The sequence below is a fragment of the Pseudofrankia coriaricola genome, from assembly GCF_001854805.1.
Classification (GTDB): domain Bacteria; phylum Actinomycetota; class Actinomycetes; order Frankiales; family Frankiaceae; genus Pseudofrankia.
The window spans coordinates 21,866-46,671 of sequence record NZ_MBLO01000263.1; the positions used below are offsets into that span (position 1 = coordinate 21,866).

Genomic DNA, 24,806 nt, shown 5'->3' on the forward strand with positions numbered 1-24,806 from the left:
CCACCATCCGCGGCGCCCCGGAGTTCAACGAGCACCGCGACACCCGACTCGCCGACCTCGGCCTCGACTGGGATACGGTCGTCGACCTCAAGGTCCGTGGTATTGTCGCCCAGCAAACAAGCTCCGGTGCTCGGTACGATCATCGATCCCCGCAAGGATCATCCGCTGTGGCGACCCGTTCCATCCCTCGAACCAAGACGAGCGCTGCCGTCGCGGACTACATACTCGAGCAGATCTTCGAAGGGCGCCTCAAGTCAGGCGACCGGATCGATCTTGACGAGGTGTGCCACAAGCTCGACGTTAGCCGGCTCCCGGTCCGCGAAGCCATCGTGATGCTGGAGCGGGACGGCATCGTTACCTCGACGTATCACCGGGGGGTTTTCGTCGAGCCGTTCGACGCCAAGTCGATCATTGACGACTTCGAGATCATCGGCCTGCTCAGCGGCGTTGCCGTCCGACGACTCGCCGAGGAGCAGGACCGGGGAGTGATCCTGGCCCTCGAAGGCCTGATCGACGAGCTCCGGGCCGTGCCGCCGAACGACCGGGATCGCATGGTCGAGCTCGTGCGCACGATCCTCACCACCGAGCACCGCGCCGGCGGTTCGCGCCGCCTCCGCGCCGAGCTCCGCGCCTTCACCGGATACCTGCCGCTGGTGTTCCGCATCAGCATCAACCGCAGCCACGACGACACCGTGAACGCACACGCCCGCGTCGTGCGCGCCATCGCCGTCGGCGACGGGGAGAAGGCGGCCCGCTACCGAGTCGACGACTTCCGTGACGCCGGCCAGCACGTCGTCGAGGAGCTCGAGCGACGCGGTGTGCTCAGCGGCGACGCCGGATCGTAGATCCGTTCGGGTCAGGCGCGTCTTTGATCCAAGGTTTCTGCGGAACTTCGCGGCATGGACGATGTCTTCGATCTGACGGGCCGGGTCGCGATCGTGACCGGTGGCGGTACCGGCGTCGTGGCCGCGACCGGTCGACCGGACGAAGTGGCCTGGGTTGTTCTCTACCTCGCCAGCGACGCGGCGTCGTACGTCACCGGGCAGACCCTCTCGGTCGACTGCGCACCCCACCTCGGCGGGATCGACGACGTCTGATTCCGGTGGCGAGCGGGACGTTCAGCCACCCCGCTCGTCGACGAGGCGCCCGCGGTTGACCTTCATTGCCTCGCTGCGGGGGACGGCGTCGACGATCTCGAATGACTTCGGCACCTTGTAGGGGAGGAGCCGGCTCCTCACGTACGCCTTGACCTCGTCGAAGGTCGGCGGGTCGTTCCGGTTGGCCGGCTCGACGATGGCGTGCACCCGCCGCCCCCACTCGACGTCCTTCAGGCCGACCACCACCACGTCGGCGACCTTCGGGTGGTCGATGAGAGCGGCTTCGACCTCGGCCGGGAACACGTTCGCGCCCCCGGTGACGATGAGGTCCACCCGACGGTCGGCGAGGTACAGATAGCCGTCCTCGTCGAGGTAGCCCATGTCGCCGTAGGACCCGAAGCCGTCGTCGGTCCAGGGGATGTCCGGCACGTCACCGAGGTAGGTGGCGCCTCCGTACCCGTCCGGCGGCCGCATGAAGACCTGGCCGATCTCGCCCGTCGGCAGGTCCGTGCCCTCGTCGTCGAGGATGCGGATCTCCGCGCCGCGGAAGCCGCGTCCGACGCTGCCCCGGTGGTCCATCCACTCCGTGCCGTCCAGGACGGTGAGCCCGAGGCCTTCAGTGCCGCCGTAGGCCATGATGATCTTCTCGGCGCCGATCAGGTCGGCCCACCGGTGGACCAGCGATGGCGGCATCGGTGCCGCGCCCTGCAGTATCCACTCGAGGCTGGACAGGTCACGCTCGTCGACCCCGCGCAGGTCCGCGATCCGCTGCAGCATCGTTGGCGTGGCGGTAAACGTTGTGATCTGGTGGCGGCCGACCGTGTCCACGATCTGTCCGGCGTTGAACTTCTCCACCACGAACAACTGGTCGCCGGTCAGCATGCTGTGGATGGTGGCGAACGCGTTGACGTGGTACATGGGCGCCAGCACGAGGATGCGCTGCGGCCGGGTGATCGCCAGGCCCCACTCCTGTGCGATCGGGATGCTGAACATCGGGTTGAAGACGGCTGGGGCGTGCAGGAGGATCACCTTCGGGGTGCCGGTCGAGCCGCTGCTGCAGATGCCGTTGACGTTCGGCGAGATCACGGGCGGAAACCGCGGCACCGGGTCGCCTGTGGTGTCACGAATCCAACCGAGGTCGTCGGCGCTGATGTAGAGCGCCGGGTCGATCGCCTGCTTCAGGCGCTCCAACTCCCAGTCGGGGACGTCCCACCGGACCGGCACCGGGATCGCCCCCAGCTTCCACGTGGCCAGCACCGAGAACACGAGCTCCGGGGAATTGCGGACTCCCAACCCGACGAGGTCGCCAAAGCCGACGCCCCGCCCGGCAAAGGCCCCCGCAACCTGGCTGGACCGCTCGTCCAGCTCGTGCCAGGTGACCGATCGCCCGCCGCCGTCCACGGCCAGGTGGACGTAGGCCACCTCGTCCGGACGTGCCGCCGCGAGCGCCCGCAGGCGCTCGACGTTGCTCGTCGGCTCGTCCTCCGTGCCCTCGTGCTCGGCCACTGCCTGCTCTCCCATTCTCTCGTCAGTCCCCGGGCCACGTGACGGTCGGGATCACGACGAGCACCGGCTCGAAGATCTCCTGTTGGACGATTGTCACCTGTCTTCCCCGACGCCGCCTCGACGAGCTCGCCCCGAGGAGCAGCCTCGCGTCCTTCGCACGCCGACCGCGAGCTGACCGACCGCGGGCCGCGAGATCACTGCGCCCTCCCGTCGGGGCCGAGCAGGCGAAGGGGGTCGGTGCCGTCCCAGGCCGCGGACGCCCGCGCGAGTTTGCTCAGGTTGGCCAGGAATCCGGGCGTGCTCTCGATCACCTCGGTGTAGAACCCGAAGTCCGCGACCGTGTCGACGTAGGCGACGCGGAACCTGCCGGAGGACCGGCTCTCGGCGGCGATCTCGTAGCCCAGCTCCTGGTAGTGGGCCTTCTTCCCGTCGTAATCGGGGGTGACGGTCGCCAGCTGGTGGAACGCGCGGGTTCCGTCGCGGCTCCACTCGCGGAACACGCTGGGGCGGTCGCAGAGCTGTTGGATCAGCTCGATCTGGACCGGGCCGGTCTGCGCGACCGCGACCCGGATCGTGATCGTGGCCTGGGTGCCGCGGTAGGTCGCGTGCTGGTCGGAGGCGGGCATGACGTGGAACGGGCCGACGCCGAAGACCCGGGCCCACTTGGCCGCGGCGGCGAGCACGTCGTCGACGAGGAAACCCAGCTGGAAGAACCGGTAGTCGCCTTCGGGCCACGGTTGCTGGAACAGGGGGTGCTCGATCGGGCTCATGGCGCGGTCACCGGGAGCACAAGGACCTCCTGCATGACGGTGGCAACGAGATGACCGTCGGCGTCGTGGATCGCCCCGTGTGTGAGGCCTCGGTTGCCGGCGATGGCGAGCGTTTCCTGGGTGTGAAGGTGCCATCGGTCGAATCGCGCTGGTCGGTGGAACCAGATGGCGTGATCCAGGCTCAGGCCGTTCGACCTGCCCGGCCCGGCCGCTCCCGGGTGCGCTCGGAAAACCATGTCCATCAGGAGGAAGTCGCTGGCGTAGGCGAGGAGCGCCGTGTGCAGCAGTGGGTCGTCGCCCACGGCGCGCGGGAGCCGCATCCAGTGCGACCTCGTCGCGCTCGCGGTTGTGGGAGCCCGCGGTCCGCCGAGGAACGAGGGCGCCTCGCTGATCCGCATCTCGACCGGCGGAGGCTGCTCGATCCAGTGACGTCCGTGCTGTCGCATGTCGGCCGGGAGTTGACGAGCCCACTGCTGCAGGAGCGGCACGTCGTCCGGTGGGGGTGCCGGAGGGGCGGGGGCGGTCGCGCTGGACTCGGCGCCGCCGTCGTGGAACGAGACGATGGCGACGAGCAGTGGCTTGTCGTCCTCGAGCACGGTGACCTGCCGGGTGGACATCGAGCGGCCGTCACGCACGCGGTCGACGGTCAGGTCCAGCGGACGGCCCGGGGTTCCGGCCCGGACGAAGGCGGCGTGCAGCGAGTGCGGGGCCTTCCCGCTCACCGAGCTGCCGGCGGCGACGAGGGCCTGTGCGAGGAGCTGACCGCCGTAGACCCGTCCGGGCGCGCGGACGGCGTCGGGCGGCACTCGGAAACGATCTTCGGTCAGCCGTTGCGGCTCGAGGGCGCCGAGGAGGGCGTCGAGTGCGTCGAGCAGCGCTGTGTCGAGACGGGGATGCGCGGGCGAGTCCACACGACTAGTCTAGGCCATCTTGGATCAAAGATCAGAGATCCATCGAGAGGGGCGCGGATGCTGAGTGGCGAGAAGATCCTGATTACCGGGCCGGCAGGCCGCATCGCCTTCGGTCTCGCCGAGACGCTGGCGGCCGACAACGAGGTGTGGGGCGTCTCGCGCTTCGGCGATCCCGCGGCTCGTGCCGAGGTCGAGGCGTTGGGAGTGACGACCCGCGCCCTGGACATCGGCGATGGCGACTTCGGTGATCTGCCGTCCGACTTCACGTACCTGTTACACATCGCCGCGGACTTCGGGAACGACTACGAGCGGGCCCTACGGGTCAACGGCGAGGGAACGGGGCTCCTGCTGGCGCACTGCCGCACGGCGAAGGCGGCGCTGGTGATGTCGACGTTGACCGTCTACAAGCCGCATGCCGATCCGTGGCACCCCTTCCGGGAGGACGACCCACTGGGCGACGCCGGCCTGCCCGAACCGAAGCCATACTCCATCGGCAAGATCGCCGAGGAGGCGGTGGCCCGTTACTGCGCCCGGGCGTTCGACCTTCCCATCACCATCGCCCGGATGGGCAGCGCCTACGGCGACCGCGGCGGTCTTCCCGCGTGGTACCTGCACGCCATCGCCGCGGGCCGGCCGGTGGTGGCCCGTTGGGACCCCCTGCCGTACAGCCCGATCCACTATGACGACATCAACGCCCAGTTCGAGTCGCTCCTCGATGCCGCCAGCGTGCCGGCGAGGATCGTGAACTGGGCGGGCGACGAGCCGGTGACCGTACAGCAGTGGTCGGCGTACTTCGGTGACCTGCTCGGCGTCGACGCCAAGGTGGTCGTCGAGCCCGTCCCCGGCGCATCGCTCGGCTCCGTAGGTGACCGCACCACGCGGTCCGCCATCACCGGCCCCTGCCGGGTGGACTGGCGCGACGGCTTCCGGCGCATGGCCGCGCACATGTATCCCGATCGCGTGAAGGCGAGCTGAGCCGATGGGGCGCTATCCCTCCGCCGACCAGCTGCTCGACGAGGCCGCCGAGCAGACCGGGCTGTCCGACTTCGGCCCCGGCGACTTCCGCGACGGACTCACGGTGCTGCTCGACAGCCTCGAGCGCGACGGCGACCTGAGCCCCGGCGCCGACGCGGCCGTGATCGGTGACTTCCGCCGGCGGCTCGTCAATCGCCTCGAGGTCGAGGCCTGGTACCGCGAGCACCCCGAGGTCGACGACGTCCCCGTACGCGGGCCGGTCGACATCAGCGGCCTGCCCCGCACGGGCACCACGGCGCTCGCCGACATGCTGTCGTTCGACCCGCAGTTCCGCTGCCTCCGAGGCTGGGAGCAGACCAAACCGTGTCCACCGCCGACGCGGGACGACGAGGCCGACGACCCCAGACGGCTGGAGTTCATCGCCGCCCAGGAGCGCCGGTCGACGGAGCACCGGGCGATGCACATCCTCGAGATCGACGCCACGATGGAGGACACCGAGCTTCTCGGCATGGCCTTCCACGGCCAGCAGATGGTGCTGCCGGTGCCCGGCTACCGCGACTGGTGGCGGGAGGCCGACCTGACCTCGACCTATCGGTACCACCGTCGCGTGGTGAAACTGCTCGGGTCGCGGCGCCCGCCGGACCTGTGGCTGTTCAAGGCGCCGCACCACAAGTTCCACCTCGACGGGCTGGCGGCGGCGTATCCGGACATCCGCTTCGTCATGACCCATCGCGACCCGGCCAAGGTGGTGCCCTCGTACACGAGCCTCGTGTCGTCGATCATGCCGCCAGCTGACGGCGGGCGCGATCCGCATGGGCTCGGTCGGGAGATCTGCGACCACCTGCGCATCGGCATGGAGCATGCCATCGAGGCCCGGGGGCGGATCGGCGAGGACCGGTTCCTCGACGTCCATCACCGTGACCTCGTGTCCGATCCGAAGGGCACGATCCGGCGGATCTACGAGTGGCTTGGCTTCGACCTCACGCCAGCGGTCGAGCAGACGATCCTCGACTGGCAGCGGGCCAACCAGATGGGCGCCGCGGGCGCGCACCGGTACACCGCCGAGCAGTTCGGCCTGAGCGCCGCTCAGATCCGATCCGACTACGACTTCTACATCCGGCACTTCGACGTGGCGTTGGAAGGCTTGAAGCGATGACCGCGCTCCCCACATGGACCGACCAGATGCGGGCACTCGAAGGCGTGGCCGAGAACCTCACGGCCACCTGGCGGCCGGACGGCGCGACCGAGGCCGAGGCGCAGGACATGAACAAGCTCGCCCTGTCGATCCTCGCGTGCGGCTACCTGTGCCGGGTCTACACCGATGCCCGCCGGCCAGTGTTCATGCCGCTGTGGAACTACGCGTGCAACCAGGGCGGACCCAACCCCGACTACGTGTACCTGACGACGGAGGTCGACCCGAACGGCGTGTACGAGATCTCGGGCTACCGCGGCACGACCCGGTTCGTCGAGATCACGCAGCAGGAATCGGACATGACCAGCCCGAAGCACTTCGAGCGCCGGGACACGCCACCGCTGCGGGTCACCAACGACCTCGACGAGCTCACGATCGGCGACGACGGCTCCTTCCGGATGATCCTCAGCGCCGCGCGTCCGGACGGTTATAGCGGCGACTGGTGGCCGCTCGATCCCCGTACGCGCAAGCTCCTCATGCGGAAATGCGCGTGCGACTGGACGCACGAGGTCGACGCCCGGGTGGCGATCAACCGCCTGGACGACCCCGGCGAGGACATGGCGCCGGCCGACATCGCCCGCCGGTTCTCGGACATGGCCGAGTGGATCGACGGGATGATCCGGTTCGACATGCAGCTCGTCCGGTACTACCGGGAGCACCACGGCATCAACGTCCTGCTGCGCTCCCAGTGGATCGAGAACGCCGGCGGCCTGGCGAAGCAGGCCTACTACGACGGCATCCACCAGATCGCCGACGACGAGGCCCTGATCGTCGAGTTCCCCGTACCGACCGAGTGCCGCTACTGGCAGATCCTCGTGGCCGACGACCGGTTCTCCACCGTTGACTGGGTGAACCGCCAGTCGAGCCTCAACGACGTGCAAGCCCGCGTCGACGGCGACGGCTGGTTCCGGGGCGTCGTCTCAAAGCAGGACCCCGGTGTGCACAACTGGCTCGACAAGGCCGACTTCCCATGGGGAATCCTCCAGGCCCGCTTCTACCGGGCCAACGAATATCCCGAGGCCACCGTGACCAAGGTGCCCGTCACCGACGTGCGCAAGCACCTACCACCTGACACCGCACCGGTCACGCCAGCCGAACGGGCACAGCAACTGCGGATCCGCCGCGAGGGCGCGCAGCTACGGCGGATCTGGTGAACACGGCTACGCAGACCCACCTCCAGCGGTTAGAGGCCGAGAGCATCCAGATCCTCCGCGAGGCCGTGGCCGAAGCGGAGAAGCCGGTGATGCTGTACTCGGTCGGCAAGGACAGCTCGGTGATGCTGCACCTGGCGGTGAAGGCGTTCCATCCGTCGCCGCCCCCGTTCCCGCTGCTGCACGTCGACACGACCTGGAAGTTCCGGGCGATGTACGAGCTCCGGGACAAGCTCACTGCCGACCTCGGCGCGGAGCTGCTCGTATACCAGAACCCCGAGTGCGTGGAGAAGGGCATCAACCCGTTCGACCACGGCTCATCGGTGCACACCGACATGTGGAAGACCGAAGGGTTGAAGCAGGCGCTGGACCACTACGGCTTCGACCTGGCCTTCGGTGGCGCACGGCGCGACGAGGAGAAGTCGCGGGCGAAGGAGCGGGTGTTCTCGATCCGCACGGCGCAGCACCGGTGGGACCCGAAGCAGCAGCGCCCGGAGCTGTGGCGGCTCTACAACGCCCGCAAGGCGCACGGCGAGTCGGTGCGGGTGTTCCCGCTGTCGAACTGGACCGAGCTCGACATCTGGCAGTACATCCACCGGGAGGAGATCCCGATCGTGCCGCTCTACCTGGCGGCGACGCGCCCGGTCGTCGAGCGTGACGGGATGCTGATCATGGTCGACGACGACCGGATGCGACTCAAGCCGGGCGAGGAACCGCAGCTGAAGTCGGTGCGGTTCCGGACGTTGGGCTGCTACCCGCTGACAGGCGCCATTGAGAGCGAGGCATCGACGCTCCCCGAGATCATCCAGGAGATGCTGCTCATGACGACCTCGGAGCGGCAGGGCCGCGCCATCGACCATGACCAGTCGGCGTCGATGGAGCGCAAGAAGCAGGAGGGCTACTTCTGATGGCCCACGCCACGGGCGAGCTGGCCGCCACCGGCATCGAGGCCTACCTCGACCAGCACGAGCACAAGACGTTGCTGCGGTTCATCACCTGCGGCAGCGTGGACGACGGGAAGAGCACGCTGATCGGCCGGCTGCTCTACGACTCGAAGCTGGTTTTCGAGGACCACCTGGCCGCCCTCGAGTCCGACTCGAAGAGGGTCGGCACCCAGGGCGGTGACCTCGACTTCGCCCTCCTCGTCGACGGCCTCGCCGCCGAGCGCGAGCAGGGCATCACGATCGACGTCGCCTACCGGTTCTTCTCGACCGAGCGGCGCAAGTTCATCGTCGCCGACACGCCCGGCCACGAGCAGTACACGCGCAACATGGTCACCGGCGCGTCCACCACCGAGCTGGCCGTGATCCTCATCGACGCCCGCAGGGGCGTGCTCACCCAGACCCGCCGCCACAGCTTCCTGGTGTCGCTGCTCGGTATCCGCCACGTCGTGCTGGCGGTCAACAAGCTCGACCTCGTCGGCTACTCGCAGGCGACCTTCGACGCCATCGAGGCCGACTACCGCGAGTTCGCGTCGGGCATCGGCCTCACCGACATCGTGTCCATCCCGATCTCGGCGCTGCGCGGCGACAACATCACGGGCCCGTCGGAGAGCACCCCCTGGTACAGCGGCCCGAGCCTCATCGAGCACCTGGAGACGATCGAGGTCGCCGACGACCTCCACGCCGGGCCGTTCCGTATGCCCGTCCAGTGGGTGAACCGACCAAACCTCGACTTCCGGGGCTTCTCTGGCGAGATCGTCGGCGGCGCCGTGCATCCGGGTGACCCGGTCCGCGTGCTGCCGTCGGGCCGCGAGAGCACTGTCGCCCGGGTCGTCACCTACGACGGCGACCTCGATGAGGGCATCGCCGGCCAGTCCGTCACCATCACGCTCAACGACGAGATCGACGTGAGCCGGGGCGACGTCCTCACCGCCGCCAACGACCCTGCCGGCGTCGCCGACCAGTTCCAGGCTGACATCGTCTGGATGTCCGACGACCAGATGCTGCCGGGGCGCCCGTACGTGCTCAAGCTCGGCACCAGCACTGTCGGCGTCACGATCGCCTCGCCGAAATACAAGGTCAACGTCAACACCCTCGAGCACCTGGCCGCCAAGACGCTCGAGCTCAACGAGATCGGCGTGTGCAACATCGGCCTCGACCGGCCGATCGCGTTCGACGCCTACCGCGACAACCGCGATATGGGCGGCTTCATCGTCATCGACCGGTTCACGAACAACACCGTGGCCGCCGGCATGATCCACTTCGCCCTGCGCCGCGCCCAGAACGTGCACTGGCAGGCCGTCGACGTCGACAAGGCGGCCCGGGCCCGCCTCAAGGGGCAGCGTCCGACACTGGTGTGGTTCACAGGCCTCTCCGGCGCCGGGAAGTCGACGATCGCGAACCTCGTCGAGCAGAAGCTCCACGAGCAGGGCTTCCACACCTACCTCCTCGACGGCGACAACCTGCGCCACGGCCTCAACAAGAACCTGGGCTTCACCGACGTCGACCGCGTCGAGAACATCCGCCGAGCGGCCGAGGTTGCCAAGGTCATGGTCGACGCCGGCCTTATCGTCCTCGCGTCGTTCATCTCACCGTTCCGGGCCGAGCGCCGCCTCGCCCGGGACCTGTTGGGCGACGGCGAGTTCGTCGAGGTATTCGTGGACGCCCCGCTGTCGGTCGCCGAAGCCCGTGACCGCAAGGGCCTGTACGCCAAGGCCCGCCGGGGCGAGCTGGTGCACTTCACCGGCATCGACTCCCCGTACGAGCCGCCCGAGGCCCCTGAGGTCCACGTCGACGCGAGCGGCGCTGTGCCCGCGGAGACCTCCGCCGAGCTCGTGATCGACCACCTCCGTGCTGCCGGGCTGCTGAGATCACCCGCGTGACCAGCCGCGAGGCCGCCGGCATGAACGGCCACGACGTCGCCACCACCCTCGCCGGTGAGGCGGTGCCAAGCAGTTGCCGGACATCGTCGCCCACCAGCCCGGCCTGAGCCCGCAGATGCGCGAGCAGGTCCGAGCTTCCCGATCGACTGCTCGGCGGGCGGGCGTCGCGTACTGCGTTTGCTGTATGGCAGGTGTACGCGGTGCGGCGATGCGGCGGGCGCCGCCGAACGGCGACCGTTAACTCCGACGGCAACCGCCACCGGAGGTACAACGTGATCGAGGTGAACAGCCTCAGCAAGAGGTACGGCGACAAACTCGCGGTGGATTCGCTGACCTTTACCGTACGGCCCGGGGTGGTGACCGGGTTCCTCGGCCCCAACGGAGCCGGGAAGTCGACGACCATGCGAATGATCATGGGATTGGATCGGCCCACGTCGGGCTCAGTGACGGTCAATGGGCGGCCGCACGCGCAGCACGTGGCGCCGCTGCACGAGATCGGCGCGCTGCTGGAGGCGAAGTCGATCCACCCAGGCCGTTCGGCATACCACCACCTGCGGGCCTTGGCGGCGAGCAACGGCATCGGAGCCGAGCGGGTACTGGAGGTCATCGATCTGGTCGGGCTCAGCGAGGTGGCCCGCAAACGTGCGGGGGCGTTCTCCCTCGGTATGGGGCAGCGGCTGGGCATCGCCACGGCGCTGCTGGGCGACCCGAAGGTGGTGATCCTGGACGAGCCGGTCAACGGTTTGGACCCGGAGGGTGTGCTGTGGATCCGCAATCTGCTCAAGGGGCTGGCGGCGCAGGGTCGTACCGTCCTGGTCTCGTCGCATCTGATGAGCGAGATGGCGGTGACCGCGGAGGACCTGATCGTGATCGGGCGGGGCCGGCTGCTGTCGGCGGGTCGGATCGGCGAGTTCATCGCCAGGTCGTCGAGTCGCCGGGTCCGGGTGCGTTCGCCGCAGGTGGCACGCTTGCGTGAGTTGCTCCTGGCGGACGGGGCGACGGTCAGCGGCATCGAGCCCGACGTCATCGACGTGGAAGGGCTGGATGCGCCCAAGATCGGGGAGCGGGCGGCCGATGCCGGCGTGGTCCTGCACGAACTCGTCCCCGAGGAGGCTTCGCTGGAGGAGGCGTTCATGCGGATCACGAAGGACTCGGTCGAGTACCACGGCGGCTCGGGCGCGTCGTTCGCTGCCAAGGGAGGGGTACGCCGATGAGCACCGCCACGCTTACCCAGATGTCGGGCTCGCGGGTCACCTTGCCGCGCGTCATGCACATGGAGTGGATCAAGTTCTGGTCGCTACGGTCCACGATCTACACCCTCGCCGTCGCTCTCCTCGTGACGGTCGGTATCGGCACCCTGTCCACGGCGCTCGTAGATTTCAAGGCGAACGGCCCCGCCGCGAACGATCCGACCTGGGACAGCCTTTACGGGATCACGATCGCCGCGCTGGCCACGGCCGTGCTCGGGGTGCTGATGACAACCAGCGAGTATGGCACCGGCACCATCCGCGCCACCCTGGCTGCTGTGCCGGCACGCCTGCCCGTGCTGTGGGCCAAAGTGGCGGTCTTCGCCGCGGGAAGCTTCATCTTCACCTTTGCCGCGGGACTCGCCGCGTTCCTGGCTGGACAGGCGATCCTGTCGGCGCGTGATCTCGACAGCGCCACGCTGTTCGACCCAGGGGCATTCCGCGCGGTAGTCGGCGCGGCCGTCTACCTGACCGGCGCCGGGCTGATCGGGGTGGCAATTGGTAGCTTGCTGCGCCACACCGCTGGTGCGATCACGGCGGTAATCGGTGCGCTGTTCCTGGCGCCGAGCCTGCTTCCGTTGCTGCCCGGCAGCATCAGGGACACCGTGAACCCGTACATGCCGCTGAACGCGGCGCAGGCGTTCATCACGGTGAACGGTCCCGGCGGTGGCGACCTGTCGCCGTGGGCCGGACTCGCGGTCTATGCCGGCTATCTTGTCGTGTTGGTGGTCTGGGCCGCGGTCATGCTCAAGCGGCGCGATGCGTGACCGACATGGCGTGGCTGTGCCCGCGCGCCGAACGGCGCGTCGGCACTCACGCCGAGACGCTCGGTGAGCTCGTGATGGGCACGGTGTCATTGCGGCGTGCGATCCAGGCCAGCCCAGGCCTCTTCGACGCCGTGCTCGCGGCGATGGTGGCGATCCTGTCCATGGTGCCTGTGGCGGTGGGCGCGCTCGGGCGCGGCCCGTCGATCCAGGATGCCGTCGCGGCTGGCGTGACGTTCCTCCTGCTGGTGGGCCGCCACCGAGCCCCGTTGACTGTGCTGGTGCTCGCCCTGCTCGTCGCGGCGACGTCGATCGTGGCCGCGCCCACGACCATGCATCTACTCGAAGCCACCGCGCTGATAGCGCTCTATACCGTCACCGCCATCAATCGGCGATGGCGTGCGATCGCTGCCACAGCGGTTGCGTCTGTCGCCCTGTACGCCGCCAATGCCTACGTCGCCGGCTCTGTCATCAGCGGGGACAGCGTCGGAGTGGTCGCCTTCGTCGGCATGGCCGCCGCGATCGGCGTCAGCGTGCGGACGTGGCGTGACAACGTCGCCGCGGCCGACGAACGGGCCGACCGTGCCGAAGCCACCCGAGACGAGGAGGCCCGTCGGCGCGTCGCCGAGGAACGGTTACGCATCGCCCGTGAGCTGCACGACGTCATCGCCCATCACATCGCAGTGATCAACGTGCAGGCGGGCGTCGCCAGCCATCTGGTGCGCACGCAACCCAGCAAGGCCGAAGTCACGCTCAGCCAGATCCGCGAGGCGGGCCGTACGGTCCTCGACGAGCTCGGCGCCGTGCTGTACGTACTGCGCCAGTCGGATGACGACGCCATGCCGACCGAACCTCTGCCGGGTCTGTCCCGCCTCGGGCAGTTGCTCGAATCCTTCACCGCGGCCGGGTTCCGTATCCAACAGCAGACCACCGGAAAGCCTCGGACACTGGCGATCGCCACCGACCTGGCCGCGTACCGAATCATTCAAGAAGGACTCACGAACGCTCACAAGCACGGGCCTGAGCCCCACGCCAGCCTGCTGCTGGAGTACCGCCCGGACGCGATCACCATCACGATCCGCAACCTCTTGAGCGGCACCCACAACGCGTCAGCCGGCACCGGGCACGGCCTCATCGGCATGCGCGAACGAGCCCAGGCAGCAGGCGGCACCCTCGACGTCGGGCCGGAACCCGGCGGCAGGTTCCGTCTCCATGCCTGCCTCCCGCTGCCCGGCCCCCAGGGCAGCGGAGACGAAGCAGTCAAACCAGACGTGGCGGGCAGCCGTAACGCAGAACCTGAGCGAGGTCGGGGGCTACGGCATGCCCGTACGGCACAATGCTGACAAGGAGATGTCGCAATGACCATCCGGGTACTGGTCGCCGACGACCAGCCGGTGATCCGGGCCGGCTTCCGCCTGTTCATCGAGGCACAGCCGGACATGGAGGTGGTCGGTGAAGCGGGAACCGGTGAGGAGGCAGTCGCCCTGGTTCACGCCACCCCCGTCGACGTCGTGGTCATGGACATCCGCATGCCCGACATGGACGGACTGACCGCTACCCGCGTCATCTGCGGCGACCATAGTCTCGCTGAGGTCAAGGTGCTGATCCTGACCACCTTCGAGGCCGACGAGTACGTGTTCGAGGCATTGCGCGGCGGCGCTAGCGGGTTCCTTGGCAAAGGGGTCGAGCCGGCCGACCTGATCGACGCGATCCGCACCGTGGCCCGCGGCGAGGCGCTGCTGTCACCGAAGGCCGTCAAAGCGCTCATCGCCCGCTACCTGACCCAGCCCGAACCCGCGCAGACCCCCGCGTCGCCCGGAATCGAACGTATCACCGAACGGGAACGCGAAGTCCTCGCTCTCGTGGCGACCGGCTTGTCCAACGACGACATCGCCAAGCGGCTCTATGTGTCACCACACACCGCCAAGACCCACGTCAACCGCATCATGACCAAAGTAGGTGCACGCGACCGGGCTCAACTAGTCGTCATCGCTTACCAGACCGGCTTTGTCCCGAGATGACGCCACGGCGGAGCTGAGTTGAGTGTGCGAGAAAGGTGGCGTCCAGGGCGCGGTGTAAATACCGCAGCCCGGATTTCGTACGCCGCGGCGTCCTGGGGCGATCGGCTGTACCGCAGGCCCCTCGGCCGCACCTGTTCCAGCGACGGGGTGCTTCGCCGCAGCTACAGCGAGTCGCAGCGGCGTGGACTGCCAGTCGATCACCCTGAGCGCCGAGGACGCCGAGGACCGCGTCCTCCTTGCTACTGAAGTGGCGCAGAAAGGTGCCGCGCGACACATCCGCGGCCGCCGGGATGTCGTTGACCGTGACCCGTTCGAACCCCTCGGCACGAAACAGGTCGAAGGCGACCTACGCCAGCCGAGCCCGGACGGCAGCCCGCGCGACGTCCCGCGTACTCGCCTACCCCGCTCCCCTCACCCGGTCACCCTAGTCACAGTCGACCCCGACTCGCGCATATGAGCTATAGTGTCAACTATGAAACTTGGTCTCGCAGGCTCGTTGCGAAGGAAGCGGCCCAGATGAGGTTCCTCGTGCTCGGTGCCACCGGCGCAACAGGCGGTCTGTTCATCGAGCAGGCTCTTGCCGACGGACATGACGTCACCGCGTACGTGCGGAGCCCCGCCAAGGTGACGCCACGCGAGCGCCTGACCGTCGTCGCGGGCGACGTTCGCGACGCCGACGCGTTGGCCGAGGCCATGCACGGCACGGACGCCGTGATCAGCACCCTTGGCCTGGGCCGTGCGAGGAAACCAGACAACCTGATCGCCGACAGCACTCGCGCGATCGTTGAGGCCGCCAAACATTCCGGCATCTCGCGGGTGCTCATCATGTCCGCGTTCGGTGTCGGTGAGTCTCTCCGGAAGGCATCCGCGCTCGCGCGCCTCATGTACAGCTCGGGCGGCAAAGCGGTCTTCGCCGACAAAGCCGCCGGCGAACGGTACCTCACGTCCTCTGATCTCGACTGGACCCTCGCGTACCCGGTCCTGCTCACGAACAAACCGAAGTCCGGCAAGTACCTGGCAATCGACCTCGCGGAGCTGACACGGCTGCCCGGCATGCCGCGCGTCTCCCGGGCGGACGTCGCCGCGTTCCTGCTCAGCGCGGCCAAGGATGGCGAGTGGTTTCGCCGTACAGCCGTGCTACTCGCCGATCGCCACGACATCACCTGAGCCCCCACCTCTACGGGCGATCGGCCGCGCGACCCCTACCACGGCTGCGCCGGGCGCGACGATGCCCACGCCGACGAGCGCACGTACTACCTCTGCGGACCAGGGCCCGTGCCGGGTCGCCGACGCACGAGGCGGCGGCGACGTCGGGATGGTGGCCGGCGGTGGCGTACCAACGGATCCTGAACTGGCTCCTACGGGTTGCTGCTGGTCATCAGGCGCTTGGTAGGTCGACGAGGACTTTCGTGCGCCGGCCTGCCCGTAGATCCTCAAGAGCGGCTCTGACGTCGTGGAGGTCGACGTGTTCGACCCACCCCTTTGTTGGGTACGCACCTTGGGCGAAGAGCTCGATCACGCGCGGGAACACGCCGGGCCCATACCCCAGCGAACCGGTGAGCTCGATCTCCCCCCGGGCCAACACCCACGGCGAGAAGGAAACCTCTCGATCAGAGAAGGCGATCCCGACGAACCGCCCGTGAGCCCGCAGCACGGCCGGGGCGAGCGCGAACGTGGCAGGCGCCCCCGCGCAGTCCAGCGCGACGTCGACACCCCGACCGCCCGTCCGGCGGCGCACCTCGTCGGCGACGTCGCGCGCGTCCGGGTCAAGGACATCGGCCAAGCCGAGCGCCTCGATGGCCGCGCGTCGAGCCGGTGCCGGCTCGACGAGCAGGATGTCGTCCACACCGACAGCCCGCAGGCCGAACAGCACGCCGATCCCGATCGGGCCGCCACCGAACACGAGGGCGGACTGACCGGGCTCCGCACCGGAACGCAGCACCCCGTTGAACGCGACCGACATCGGCTCCACCAGCGCGCCTTCCGCCAGCGACATCGACGCCGGCAGGTGATGCACCATGGCGCGCGGCACGACCGTGTACTGGGCCAGACCGCCCCCGTGCGAGCAGATCCCATGTGTGATGACCAGACGACACAGCCGCCGCAGCCCAGCCACGCAGCGGTCGCACTCCCCGCATGAGTACAGCGGCTCGACGCAGACCCGATCACCGACGACTACACCATCGACCTTCGGCCCTACGGCTGTCACCACTCCGGCGAACTCATGACCCGGAATCTGGGGCAGCGTGCCGCCGGTGAGCGGATGCGGCACGGTCGTGCAGGCTCTCGGGCCGGAGAAGAACTCGGCCAGGTCGGTACCGCACAGCCCATTGTGGGCCACGGCGACCTTTACCTGACCCGCAGCGGGCTCCGGGTCAGGAACCTCCTCGATCCGTATGTCCTCACCACCGTGCAGCCGTGCAGCGATCATGTCATACCGTCCAAGGAAGAGGTTGTGAGCCGATGAGTTGGGTGTCGAAGACGGCCAGTCGTCGGCGGGCGCCGTAGCCGACGAACTGTTCCGGGACAACGGAATGATCATCCAACGTTGTGACCCATTGATTTTTCATGCCTCGCTGGCTGGATTGTGGAGCCGCCATCCGCCTACGGTTCTTCCTGAACGCGAAACTTCGAAGCGCCGACGGGAGCTGTCGCCCGGCCGATGAACTCAGAACATGCCGATGCCGGCGGCCTCGTTGCGCTTGCGCCACTCCTGGCGGGGCATGCGGGTGGTGTCGACGTCCTTGGCGAGGGTGCGCAGCGCGGCGACGGTGGCCTGCTCCTTGGGAGTGTGGGCGAACGGGTCCCAGCCGAAGAACCGGGTGGCGTTCTCCCAAGTGATCTTGTGGATCTCCTCGTCGGCGCAGCCGGCCTCCTGGAACTCGTTCCAGGCGAACTCGGGCGAGGTGGGCCACGTCGTGTCGGTGTGCGGGTAGTCGCACTCCCAGGCCAGGATGTCGATGCCGATGCGATTACGCAGCAGGAGCCCGGACGGGTCGGTGATGAAGCAGGCGAGGATGTGGTCGCGGAACACCTCCGACGGGAGCTTGCCGCCGAAGTCGTTGTGGATCCACTCCTGGTTTCGGAAGTGGCGGTCGGCCCGGTCCAGGTAGAAGGGGATCCAGCCGATGCCGCCCTCGGAGAGGGCGACTTTGAGGTCCGGGAACCGTCGCAGCGTGGGTCCGAACAGCAGGTCCTGCGCGACGATGGCGGAGATCTGGCTCGTGAGGACGATGAGGTGGTCGATGGGTGCCTCGTCCGGCTTCTTGATCAGGTCGAAGCCGGCGCCGATGTGGAGGGACAGGACCATGTTCTCGTCGCACAGCGCTTTGAGCATCGGGTCCCAGTGGCCGGACAGGAAGCTCGGGAAGCCCCAGGCGTGCGGCGCCTCGAGGAAGCTGATGGACCGGCAGCCCTTCCGCCCGATGCGGTGGATTTCCTTTACCGCCAGGTCGACGTCCCACATCGGGACGATGCCGAGTGGGATGAACCGGTCGGGGTAGGTGCCGCACCACTCGTCGATGGCCCAGTCGTTGTAGGCCTGGAGCATCACGAGCGCGATCTCCTTGTCACGCGACTCGGTGAAGGTACGGGCGTTGAAGCCGGCCATGGTCGGGAAGCACATCGATGCCAGCACTCCGTTGGCATTCATGTCCCTGACCCGTTCGTGGACGTCGAAGCAGCCAGGACGCAGCTCGCTGTAGGTGCCGGCGTTGAAGCCCCACTCCTTACTGGGCCAGCCAACGGTGGCGGCCATACCGAAATGTGTCGTCGTCTTCTCGCCCTGGAACACCCACGCGTCTAAGCCGTCCTCGTTGCGGACGACCCTGGGGGCGTCGTCGCGCCACTTGGCCGGGACGTGGTTGGAGTACATGTTCGGTGGCTCGATCATGTGGTCGTCAATGCTGACCAGGATCATGTCGTCCATGCGCATGGGCCGCTCCTGTCGCTGCGGGTGGACATGCTCGGTTGACGATCGGAACGTGTTGGCAGACGGACGCCGGTCTGACGCTGACGGCTGGCCCGATTGGCCGCGTTCACTACTGGGAGTCGCTGGTAGTTGACCTGCCAGGTGCCCGGTTGGTCGAGTAGGACGTCTTCCTTCCGGGCGAAGTGACGGAAGGAGATGCTTCGGGACATCCTGCTGGTCGCCTCGATCGTCGTCGCATCGAAGCCTCGTGCGGTTGGTTCATCGCGACGGTGAGCTGACAGTTGAGTGACGGTGAGTAGGTGGTCCGCGCGGCGCGCCGGTTGCGTTCGCGGAGGTCAGGCCCTCGAGACGCCACAGGCGTCGTAGCCGACACTGTACTCCGGGCCGCAACTGCTTCATAGTGTCGAGATTGAAACTGAGTGCAGCGTTGGGTGCGGAGTGCCGGTTCCTCGATGGCGAGCAGACGTGACCGGGGAGCGACCGGGACTCCGGTGCAGCCGACGGGCGAGAGCACCCTGACGGCGACTGGGCCGTGGCGGTGCCAGGGAGCGAGGAGCGGAGTGACTGGTGGTGGAGACGCTGAAGGTCGACGCTGAGTCGAGGATGCTGGTTGACGGCGAGCTCATCGAGGCGGACTCGGACGCGACGTTCGACAACATCAATCCGGCCACTGAGGAGGTGATCGGGCGCGTCGCCGACGCGTCCAGCTCGGAGATGCACCGGGCCATCGACGCCGCCCGTCGGGCTTTCGACGAGACGGACTGGTCGACGAACCGTGCCTTCCGCAAGCACTGCCTGGCCCAGCTGCAGGAGGCCCTCGAAACCGAGCGCGAGCAGCTGCGCGAGGAGCTGATCGCTGAGGGCGGTTGCCCGCGCGGCACGACAAACGGCCCGCAACTCGCGGTCCCGCTGGAGCACGCGTTGCGTTATCCGATGGAGCTGATGGACGCGTTCGGGTGGGAGACGGACCTGCCCGATGTGGTCGACTTCCGGGGCGTCGCGACCTCCCGGCGCGTCGTGAAGGAGCCGGTCGGGGTGGTCGGGGCCATCGTGCCGTGGAACGTGCCGTTCGAGGTCGCACTGAACAAGCTGGGTCAGGCTCTCGCGACGGGTAACACGGTGGTACTCAAGCCCGCGCCGGACACGCCCTTCAGCGCCACGCGCATCGGCCGCCTCATCGCCGAGCAGACAGATTTCCCCGCGGGCGTGGTCAACGTCGTCACCTCGTCGGACCACCTGGTGGCCGAGGAGATGACGCTGTCACCGAAGGTCGACCTGATCTCGTTCACAGGTTCCACGGCGACCGGCAAGCGGATCATTGAGAAGAGCGCGGCGACGGTGAAGCGGCTGTTCCTGGAGCTCGGTGGCAAGTCGGCGACGATCGTGCTCGACGACGCCGACCTGTCCACCGCCGTGTTGATGGGCCTGTCTGCCTGCTCGCACGCCGGGCAGGGGTGTGCGATTCAGACCCGGATGTTGCTGCCGCGCTCGCGGTACGACGAGGGTGTCGAGTTGTTGAAGACGGCTTTCGCGAACGTGCCCTACGGCGACCCACAACGGCCTGACGTCATGATGGGCCCGCTCATCTCCGCGAAGCAACGAGACCGGGTGCTGGGCTATATCGACAGGGGCGTGGCCGAGGGAGCGAAGCTGGTCCTCGGCGGCGGGCGGCCAGCGCACCTACCGAAAGGCTGGTATGTCGAGCCGACGCTGTTCACTGACGTCGACAACGCGATGACGATCGCCCAGGAGGAGATCTTCGGGCCGGTGCTGTGCGTCATCCCGTTCGAGGATGAGGACGACGCCGTGCGGATCGCCAACGACAGCGTCTACGGCCTGTCCGGTGGTGTGTACTCCGGATCGCGGGAGCGGTCGATGGCTGTCGCCAGCCGGATCCGCACCGGCACGGTCACGGTTGACGGGGGTTCCTATTACTCCGCCGATGTCCCCTTCGGCGGCTACAAGCACAGCGGGTTGGGCCGCCAGAACGGGGTCGCCGGCTTTGACCAGTACCTCGAGATCAAGTCGCTGGCGTGGCCGGCGGGCTGAGCGGCAGCGTGCGCCAATCTCACGAAAGGGGACGACACATGGGTGATCTCGACGGGCTTGGCTACCGCGGCGCGACGGTGGTGGTGACGGGGTGCGCGTCGGGCATGGGGCAGGCGACCGCCCGGGTCTTAGGCGACCTCGGTGCCCGGGTGCACGCGGTCGATGTCCGTAAACCGTCGGTGCCGCATGTGGGCTACTACGAGACCGACCTGTCGCGGCCAGAGCAGATCGAGGCGACCGCCGCGGCGCTGCGTGATGTGGGACCGATCGACTACCTGTTCAACTGCGCCGGGGTACCGCACACGATCGGCGGCCCGCTGTACTCCATGCTCGTCAACTACATCGGCACCCGGTACTTCACCGAGCAGGTCGTGCCGGCGCTGGCCGACGGGAGCGGCGTGGCCACCATCGCGTCCAACGCGGGGCTCGGCTGGCAGCGGCGGCTTCCGGCCCACCTCGAACTGCTCGCCATCGCCGACCCGGTCGAGGCGAGGCGGTGGTGTGAGGCCCGGCCGGAGGCCGTCGCGGACGGCTACACCACCTCGAAGGAGCTGCTGATCGTCTGGACGATGCACGCGGCCGTGGGGTTGGGCCACGAACGCCGCATCCGGATGAACTGCATCGGTCCGTGCCCGACCAAGACGGCGTTCATGGACGAGACCATCCGGGACATCGGCCAGGATTTTTTCGACCGGTTCCCGTACCCGGTGCTCGGCCGGATGGCGACGGCCGAGGAGCAGGCGTGGCCGCTGGTCCTGCTGAACAGCCGGATGAACGCGGTGGTCACGGGCGCATTCCTCTACACCGACCAGGGCGTCGCGGGCGGCCTGCTCACGGGTTCCATCGATCCGTCGATCATGTCTCGCGAGCCGGTGGCGGAGCCACAGGGATGACGGTCGAGCTGGGGCTGACCCCCGACTCGCGCTGGGACATCGACGTCGCCGGTCTGGTCGGGGCGGCCGGCGCAGCCGGGTTCACGGCCGTGGGGCTGTCCGTGTCGCGGGTTGACGCGGCCGGCGCGGCGGCGCTCGCCGCGGGCGGACTGCGCTGCCACGAACTGCTGGCCCTGATCGTGACCTCCGACGAGGAGGCCACTGTGAGCCACGCTGGCCGACTGGCCGAGGCGGCGGCCGCCGTGAAGGCGCGGTGGGTCCTAGCCGGTTTCCGGGTTGCGCTGGACCAGGACACCGCGCCGTTGATCAGCCGGTGCGCGGCGATGTTCGCCGAGGCCGGCGCGGGCATGGCGGTCGAGTTCACCCCGTACGGCGGGGCAAGGTCGATCTCCGATGCGCTGAAGGTGGTCGAGGCCGCCGGGGTTGACCGGGCCGGAGTGCTGATCGACACCTGGCACTTCTTCAACGGGGACAGCACCTGGGAGCAGCTGGAGCGGGTGCCGCTGGAAAGGATCGCCTACGTCCAGTTCGACGACGCGCTCCCCCCGATCTCCGGGAACGGGGTGAACGAGACGATGCACCGCCGCGCGATGCCCGGCGACGGGACCTTCGAGCTCGACCGGTTCGCCTCCACCCTGCTCGACAGAGGCTGGGCAGGCTTGGTGAGCGTCGAGGTGCTCAATGCCGAGCTTCGCCAGCTTCCGGTGTCCGAGTTCGCGCGGCAGGCCTACGAGACCACCGCCCGGTACTGGCGATGAGAACGTGCGTGACGCCCGCGACATCGCGGGAGCGGTCGGCGCGGTCGAGACGGCGCTACCGGGCTGCAGGCGGCGCTGGGACCGGGTCGCGTAAGGGCTCTACCGGCGTGTTGCTCCCGAGTTCCCGAGTGCGGCGCTGTTCCCGTCGGTCGGATCCGCATCGTGGCCCCAACCACGGCGCAGATGCGGCGAAGGTGGATTTATTCTGTCCGGCGGCTGGCCGCCCGGGCTCGTCACAAGGAAGGTCCGAGCTGTGAGTGACCTGTATTGGGATCCGTTCGACAAGGTGCTGGATGTGGATCCGTACCCACTCTGGCGTCGGATGCGCGACGAGCAACCAGTCTACCGTAATGACAAATTCAACTTCTTCACCTTCTCCCGGTACGCGGACGTAGATGGCGCACACCTCGACCCGGCGACCTACAGCTCGGCCCATGGCACGGTACTAGAGATCATGACGCCGGAGCCGATGGAGTCCGGTTACATGATCTTCATGGATCAGCCGGCGCATACAACCCTGCGGCTGCTGGTCTCCCGTGCCTTCACCCCCCGGCGGATCTCGGCGCTGGAGGATTACATCCGGAAACTGTGCGCCGAGATGCTCGACCCCCAGATCGGCGCCGGTGGGTTCGACTACGTGCAGGACTTTTCCGCGCAGCTCCCATCGAAGGTCATCTCCGAGCTGATCGGGGTCGACCCGATGGACCGTGAGGAGATCCGCCACACGATCGACGAGACGTTCCACGTCGACGAAGACAAGGGGATGATCAACGACGTCGCCTTCAATGCCGCGACGAGGCTGCACACCTATTGGACGGAGCAGCTCGAGGCCCGGCGCAAGGCACCGCGCGACGACATGATGACCGGCCTCGTCCAGGCCGAGGTCGCCACCGACGAGGGCACCCGCCGGCTCACCACCTCCGAGGCGGCGGACTTCACCAACCTGCTCGTCGCGGCCGGCACCGAGACGGTTGCCCGAATGCTTGGATTCGCCTGCGACCTGCTGGCAGCCCATCCCGACCAGCGTGCGCTCGTGGCCGCCGATCCGTCGTTGGTGAGGAACGCCGTCGAGGAGACCCTGCGCTACGAGGCACCCTCACCCGTCCAGGGCCGCGTCACCACCCGGGACGTCGAGCTGCACGGCACCACCATCCCCGCCGGCTCCAGGATCGTGCTGCTCACCGGCTCGGCTGGCCGGGACGAACGCAGGTACCCCGACCCCGACCGCTACGACGTCCGCCGCCGCTTCGACAGCCACGTCTCACTCGGCCACGGCATCCATTTCTGTCTCGGCGCCGCCCTCGCTCGAATGGAGGGGCGTGTTGGACTGGAGGAGACGCTGCGCCGCTTCCCCACCTGGGAGGTGGACCACGAAAACGTGACGCGGCTGCACACCAGCACCGTACGCGGCTACCAAAAGCTGCCAATCGTTCTCTGACCTGCGATCGTCCGGCAAGATCGACCCGTTCACGCTGACGAGAGAATCTGGAATTTCATGGACGACGATCTGGGCACGGCCGACCAGCGCTCCGAGCGTGTGGGGTCGGTCGCGTGGTGTGTCATCAATGACCCGACGGAGTGGAACGCGGACACGCGGCGCGCGCTTCGGGAAGGCCGGGCGAGCGTCAGTTCGCCGGGCGTTGGCGGGCCTGGGACGCGACCTCGGGTGAGGGGTTGAGGTGCGCGCCGCGGTCTGCCGCCGATACGGGCCGCCCGAGGTGGTCGAGGTCGAGGAGTTTCCCGCCCCGGCGCTCAAGGAGGGGCAGGTGCGCGTCCGGGTGCACGCCGCCGCGGTCAACTTCCCCGACGTGCTGTTCGTGGCCAACAAGTACCAGGTCACCGTGCCGCCGCCGTTCGTGCCGGGCAGCGAGTTCGCGGGCGAGGTGGTCGAGGTTGCTGACGGCGGGAACGGATACTCGGTTGGTGACCGGGTGATCGGCACCTGTATGGTAGGCGCCTTCGCGGAGGAAGCGGTCGTCGGCGCCCATGCCGTGCGGCGCATCCCCGCCGGCATGAACGACCAGGTGGCGGCCGCCTTCGGCGTGGCCCACCGCACCTCCTATCATGTGCTGCGCTCCACAGCCCGGTTGCAGCCCGGGGAGGAGCTGATCGTGCTCGGCGCTGGCGGCGGTGTTGGCCTGGCCGCGGTGCAGATCGGTGTCCTGCTGGGCGCCAAGGTGACGGCCGTGGCCTCCTCCGAGGAGAAGCTCAGGGCGGCGGCCGGCTGTGGAGCCACGCGGCTGATCGACCACCACGCCGGTGATCTCCGAGCAGCGTTGAAGGACGCTTTGCCCGACGGCGCCGACGTGGTGATCGACCCGGTGGGCGGCGACCTCGCCGAGCCGGCTTTGCGGTCGCTGCGCTGGGCTGGGCGTTTCGTGACCGTGGGCTACGCGTCCGGGGTGATTCCGCGCATTCCGTTGAACCTCGTCCTGCTGAAGGGCGTGCAGATCCTCGGCTTCCAGTTCCGCGACTTCTCCACGCATGCGCTCGAGGAGTACCTCCGCGACGACCGGGAGATGCAAGAGCATTTCGCGGCGCAGCGCCTCGTGCCGCATGTCGGCGCCACCTTCACGCTAGATGAGGCCGCCGCGGCGCTGCGCTACGTCGGTGACGGTCACGCCGTCGGCAAGGTCGTACTCGACATCGCCCGTCGATGACCGGGTTCGGCCCCACCGCCGCGACCGGCGTGGCCGACTCGGCCCGATCCGCCGCGG

General features: G+C 68.2%; 23 protein-coding genes. 17 read left to right on the plus strand and 6 right to left on the minus strand.

What is annotated here, in order from left to right; genetic code table 11:
- Positions 1 to 167 precede the first annotated feature (167 nt).
- A complete protein-coding gene (locus tag BCD48_RS40185) occupies positions 168 to 845 on the plus strand; it encodes a GntR family transcriptional regulator (RefSeq protein WP_071053646.1) in 678 nt (225 codons plus the stop codon).
- Between the two features lie 54 nt (positions 846 to 899).
- The gene (locus BCD48_RS56125; protein ID WP_071053647.1) at positions 900 to 1,097 is read left to right on the plus strand and encodes an SDR family oxidoreductase; all 198 of its coding nucleotides are present in this window, start codon (positions 900 to 902) and stop codon (positions 1,095 to 1,097) included.
- A gap of 21 nt (positions 1,098 to 1,118) precedes the next feature.
- Here the strand turns inward: BCD48_RS56125 and BCD48_RS40195 are convergent, their stop codons facing one another.
- The 3 genes from BCD48_RS40195 to BCD48_RS40205 form a co-directional block, all read right to left on the minus strand.
- The gene (locus BCD48_RS40195; RefSeq protein WP_083419944.1) at positions 1,119 to 2,618 is read right to left on the minus strand and encodes a class I adenylate-forming enzyme family protein; all 1,500 of its coding nucleotides are present in this window, start codon (positions 2,616 to 2,618) and stop codon (positions 1,119 to 1,121) included.
- A 179-nt stretch (positions 2,619 to 2,797) separates the two neighbouring features.
- Complete coding sequence (locus tag BCD48_RS40200) at positions 2,798 to 3,373, minus strand: VOC family protein (RefSeq protein WP_071053649.1); 576 nt, start codon at positions 3,371 to 3,373, stop codon at positions 2,798 to 2,800.
- Positions 3,370 to 4,284 carry an acyl-CoA thioesterase gene (locus tag BCD48_RS40205; RefSeq protein WP_071053650.1) on the minus strand — a complete coding sequence of 305 codons (915 nt, stop codon included), beginning with the start codon at positions 4,282 to 4,284 and terminating at the stop codon, positions 3,370 to 3,372. Before BCD48_RS40205 ends, BCD48_RS40200 begins: the two co-directional genes overlap by 4 nt.
- A gap of 57 nt (positions 4,285 to 4,341) precedes the next feature.
- Between BCD48_RS40205 and BCD48_RS40210 the strand changes: the two genes are divergently transcribed.
- The 9 genes from BCD48_RS40210 (at position 4,342) to BCD48_RS40250 (ending at position 14,458) form a co-directional block, all read left to right on the plus strand.
- Positions 4,342 to 5,259: an NAD-dependent epimerase/dehydratase family protein gene (locus tag BCD48_RS40210; protein WP_083419945.1), complete on the plus strand. Its 918-nt coding sequence runs from the start codon at positions 4,342 to 4,344 to the stop codon at positions 5,257 to 5,259.
- A gap of 4 nt (positions 5,260 to 5,263) precedes the next feature.
- Positions 5,264 to 6,415, plus strand: a complete 1,152-nt coding sequence (locus tag BCD48_RS40215) for a sulfotransferase family protein (protein WP_071053651.1) — start codon at positions 5,264 to 5,266, stop codon at positions 6,413 to 6,415.
- Complete coding sequence (locus BCD48_RS40220) at positions 6,412 to 7,605, plus strand: DUF1214 domain-containing protein (protein ID WP_071053652.1); 1,194 nt, start codon at positions 6,412 to 6,414, stop codon at positions 7,603 to 7,605. The genes BCD48_RS40215 and BCD48_RS40220 overlap by 4 nt, the downstream gene beginning before the upstream one ends.
- Positions 7,602 to 8,510 (plus strand): sulfate adenylyltransferase subunit CysD, encoded by a 909-nt coding sequence (gene cysD / locus BCD48_RS40225; protein WP_071053653.1) that lies wholly within the window; start codon positions 7,602 to 7,604, stop codon positions 8,508 to 8,510. Before BCD48_RS40220 ends, cysD begins: the two co-directional genes overlap by 4 nt.
- Entirely contained in the window at positions 8,510 to 10,426 is a 1,917-nt protein-coding gene (gene cysN, locus BCD48_RS40230) for a sulfate adenylyltransferase subunit CysN (RefSeq protein ID WP_071053654.1), read from the plus strand. The genes cysD and cysN overlap by 1 nt, the downstream gene beginning before the upstream one ends.
- 272 nt (positions 10,427 to 10,698) lie before the next feature.
- Complete coding sequence (locus BCD48_RS40235; protein ID WP_071053655.1) at positions 10,699 to 11,640, plus strand: ABC transporter ATP-binding protein; 942 nt, start codon at positions 10,699 to 10,701, stop codon at positions 11,638 to 11,640.
- A complete protein-coding gene (locus BCD48_RS40240) occupies positions 11,637 to 12,440 on the plus strand; it encodes a hypothetical protein (protein WP_071053656.1) in 804 nt (267 codons plus the stop codon). Before BCD48_RS40235 ends, BCD48_RS40240 begins: the two co-directional genes overlap by 4 nt.
- Positions 12,356 to 13,780: a sensor histidine kinase gene (locus tag BCD48_RS40245; RefSeq protein WP_131804211.1), complete on the plus strand. Its 1,425-nt coding sequence runs from the start codon at positions 12,356 to 12,358 to the stop codon at positions 13,778 to 13,780. The genes BCD48_RS40240 and BCD48_RS40245 overlap by 85 nt, the downstream gene beginning before the upstream one ends.
- A gap of 15 nt (positions 13,781 to 13,795) precedes the next feature.
- Positions 13,796 to 14,458 carry a response regulator transcription factor gene (locus BCD48_RS40250; protein WP_071053658.1) on the plus strand — a complete coding sequence of 221 codons (663 nt, stop codon included), beginning with the start codon at positions 13,796 to 13,798 and terminating at the stop codon, positions 14,456 to 14,458.
- Here the strand turns inward: BCD48_RS40250 and BCD48_RS57010 are convergent.
- Positions 14,424 to 14,792 (minus strand): helix-turn-helix domain-containing protein, encoded by a 369-nt coding sequence (locus BCD48_RS57010; protein ID WP_116271822.1) that lies wholly within the window; start codon positions 14,790 to 14,792, stop codon positions 14,424 to 14,426. The two genes, BCD48_RS40250 and BCD48_RS57010, sit on opposite strands and share 35 nt — an antisense overlap.
- Positions 14,793 to 14,974: 182 nt before the next feature.
- Between BCD48_RS57010 and BCD48_RS40255 the strand changes: the two genes are divergently transcribed.
- Positions 14,975 to 15,625 (plus strand): NAD(P)-dependent oxidoreductase, encoded by a 651-nt coding sequence (locus BCD48_RS40255; RefSeq protein WP_071053659.1) that lies wholly within the window; start codon positions 14,975 to 14,977, stop codon positions 15,623 to 15,625.
- Between the two features lie 211 nt (positions 15,626 to 15,836).
- Here the strand turns inward: BCD48_RS40255 and BCD48_RS40260 are convergent, their stop codons facing one another.
- Both BCD48_RS40260 and BCD48_RS40265 read right to left on the minus strand, forming a co-directional pair.
- Complete coding sequence (locus BCD48_RS40260) at positions 15,837 to 16,889, minus strand: 2,3-butanediol dehydrogenase (protein WP_071053660.1); 1,053 nt, start codon at positions 16,887 to 16,889, stop codon at positions 15,837 to 15,839.
- 237 nt (positions 16,890 to 17,126) lie between these two features.
- A complete protein-coding gene (locus BCD48_RS40265; RefSeq protein ID WP_071053661.1) occupies positions 17,127 to 18,392 on the minus strand; it encodes an amidohydrolase family protein in 1,266 nt (421 codons plus the stop codon).
- 600 nt (positions 18,393 to 18,992) lie between these two features.
- Between BCD48_RS40265 and BCD48_RS40270 the strand changes: the two genes are divergently transcribed.
- The 5 genes from BCD48_RS40270 (at position 18,993) to BCD48_RS40290 (ending at position 24,749) form a co-directional block, all read left to right on the plus strand.
- A complete protein-coding gene (locus BCD48_RS40270) occupies positions 18,993 to 20,438 on the plus strand; it encodes an aldehyde dehydrogenase family protein (protein ID WP_083419956.1) in 1,446 nt (481 codons plus the stop codon).
- A 38-nt stretch (positions 20,439 to 20,476) separates the two neighbouring features.
- Positions 20,477 to 21,331 (plus strand): SDR family oxidoreductase, encoded by an 855-nt coding sequence (locus BCD48_RS40275; protein ID WP_071053663.1) that lies wholly within the window; start codon positions 20,477 to 20,479, stop codon positions 21,329 to 21,331.
- Positions 21,328 to 22,089 carry a sugar phosphate isomerase/epimerase family protein gene (locus BCD48_RS40280; protein ID WP_071053664.1) on the plus strand — a complete coding sequence of 254 codons (762 nt, stop codon included), beginning with the start codon at positions 21,328 to 21,330 and terminating at the stop codon, positions 22,087 to 22,089. Before BCD48_RS40275 ends, BCD48_RS40280 begins: the two co-directional genes overlap by 4 nt.
- Positions 22,090 to 22,342: 253 nt before the next feature.
- A complete protein-coding gene (locus BCD48_RS40285) occupies positions 22,343 to 23,527 on the plus strand; it encodes a cytochrome P450 (protein ID WP_071053665.1) in 1,185 nt (394 codons plus the stop codon).
- Between the two features lie 241 nt (positions 23,528 to 23,768).
- Positions 23,769 to 24,749: an NADPH:quinone oxidoreductase family protein gene (locus BCD48_RS40290; protein ID WP_071053666.1), complete on the plus strand. Its 981-nt coding sequence runs from the start codon at positions 23,769 to 23,771 to the stop codon at positions 24,747 to 24,749.
- Positions 24,750 to 24,806 lie beyond the last annotated feature (57 nt).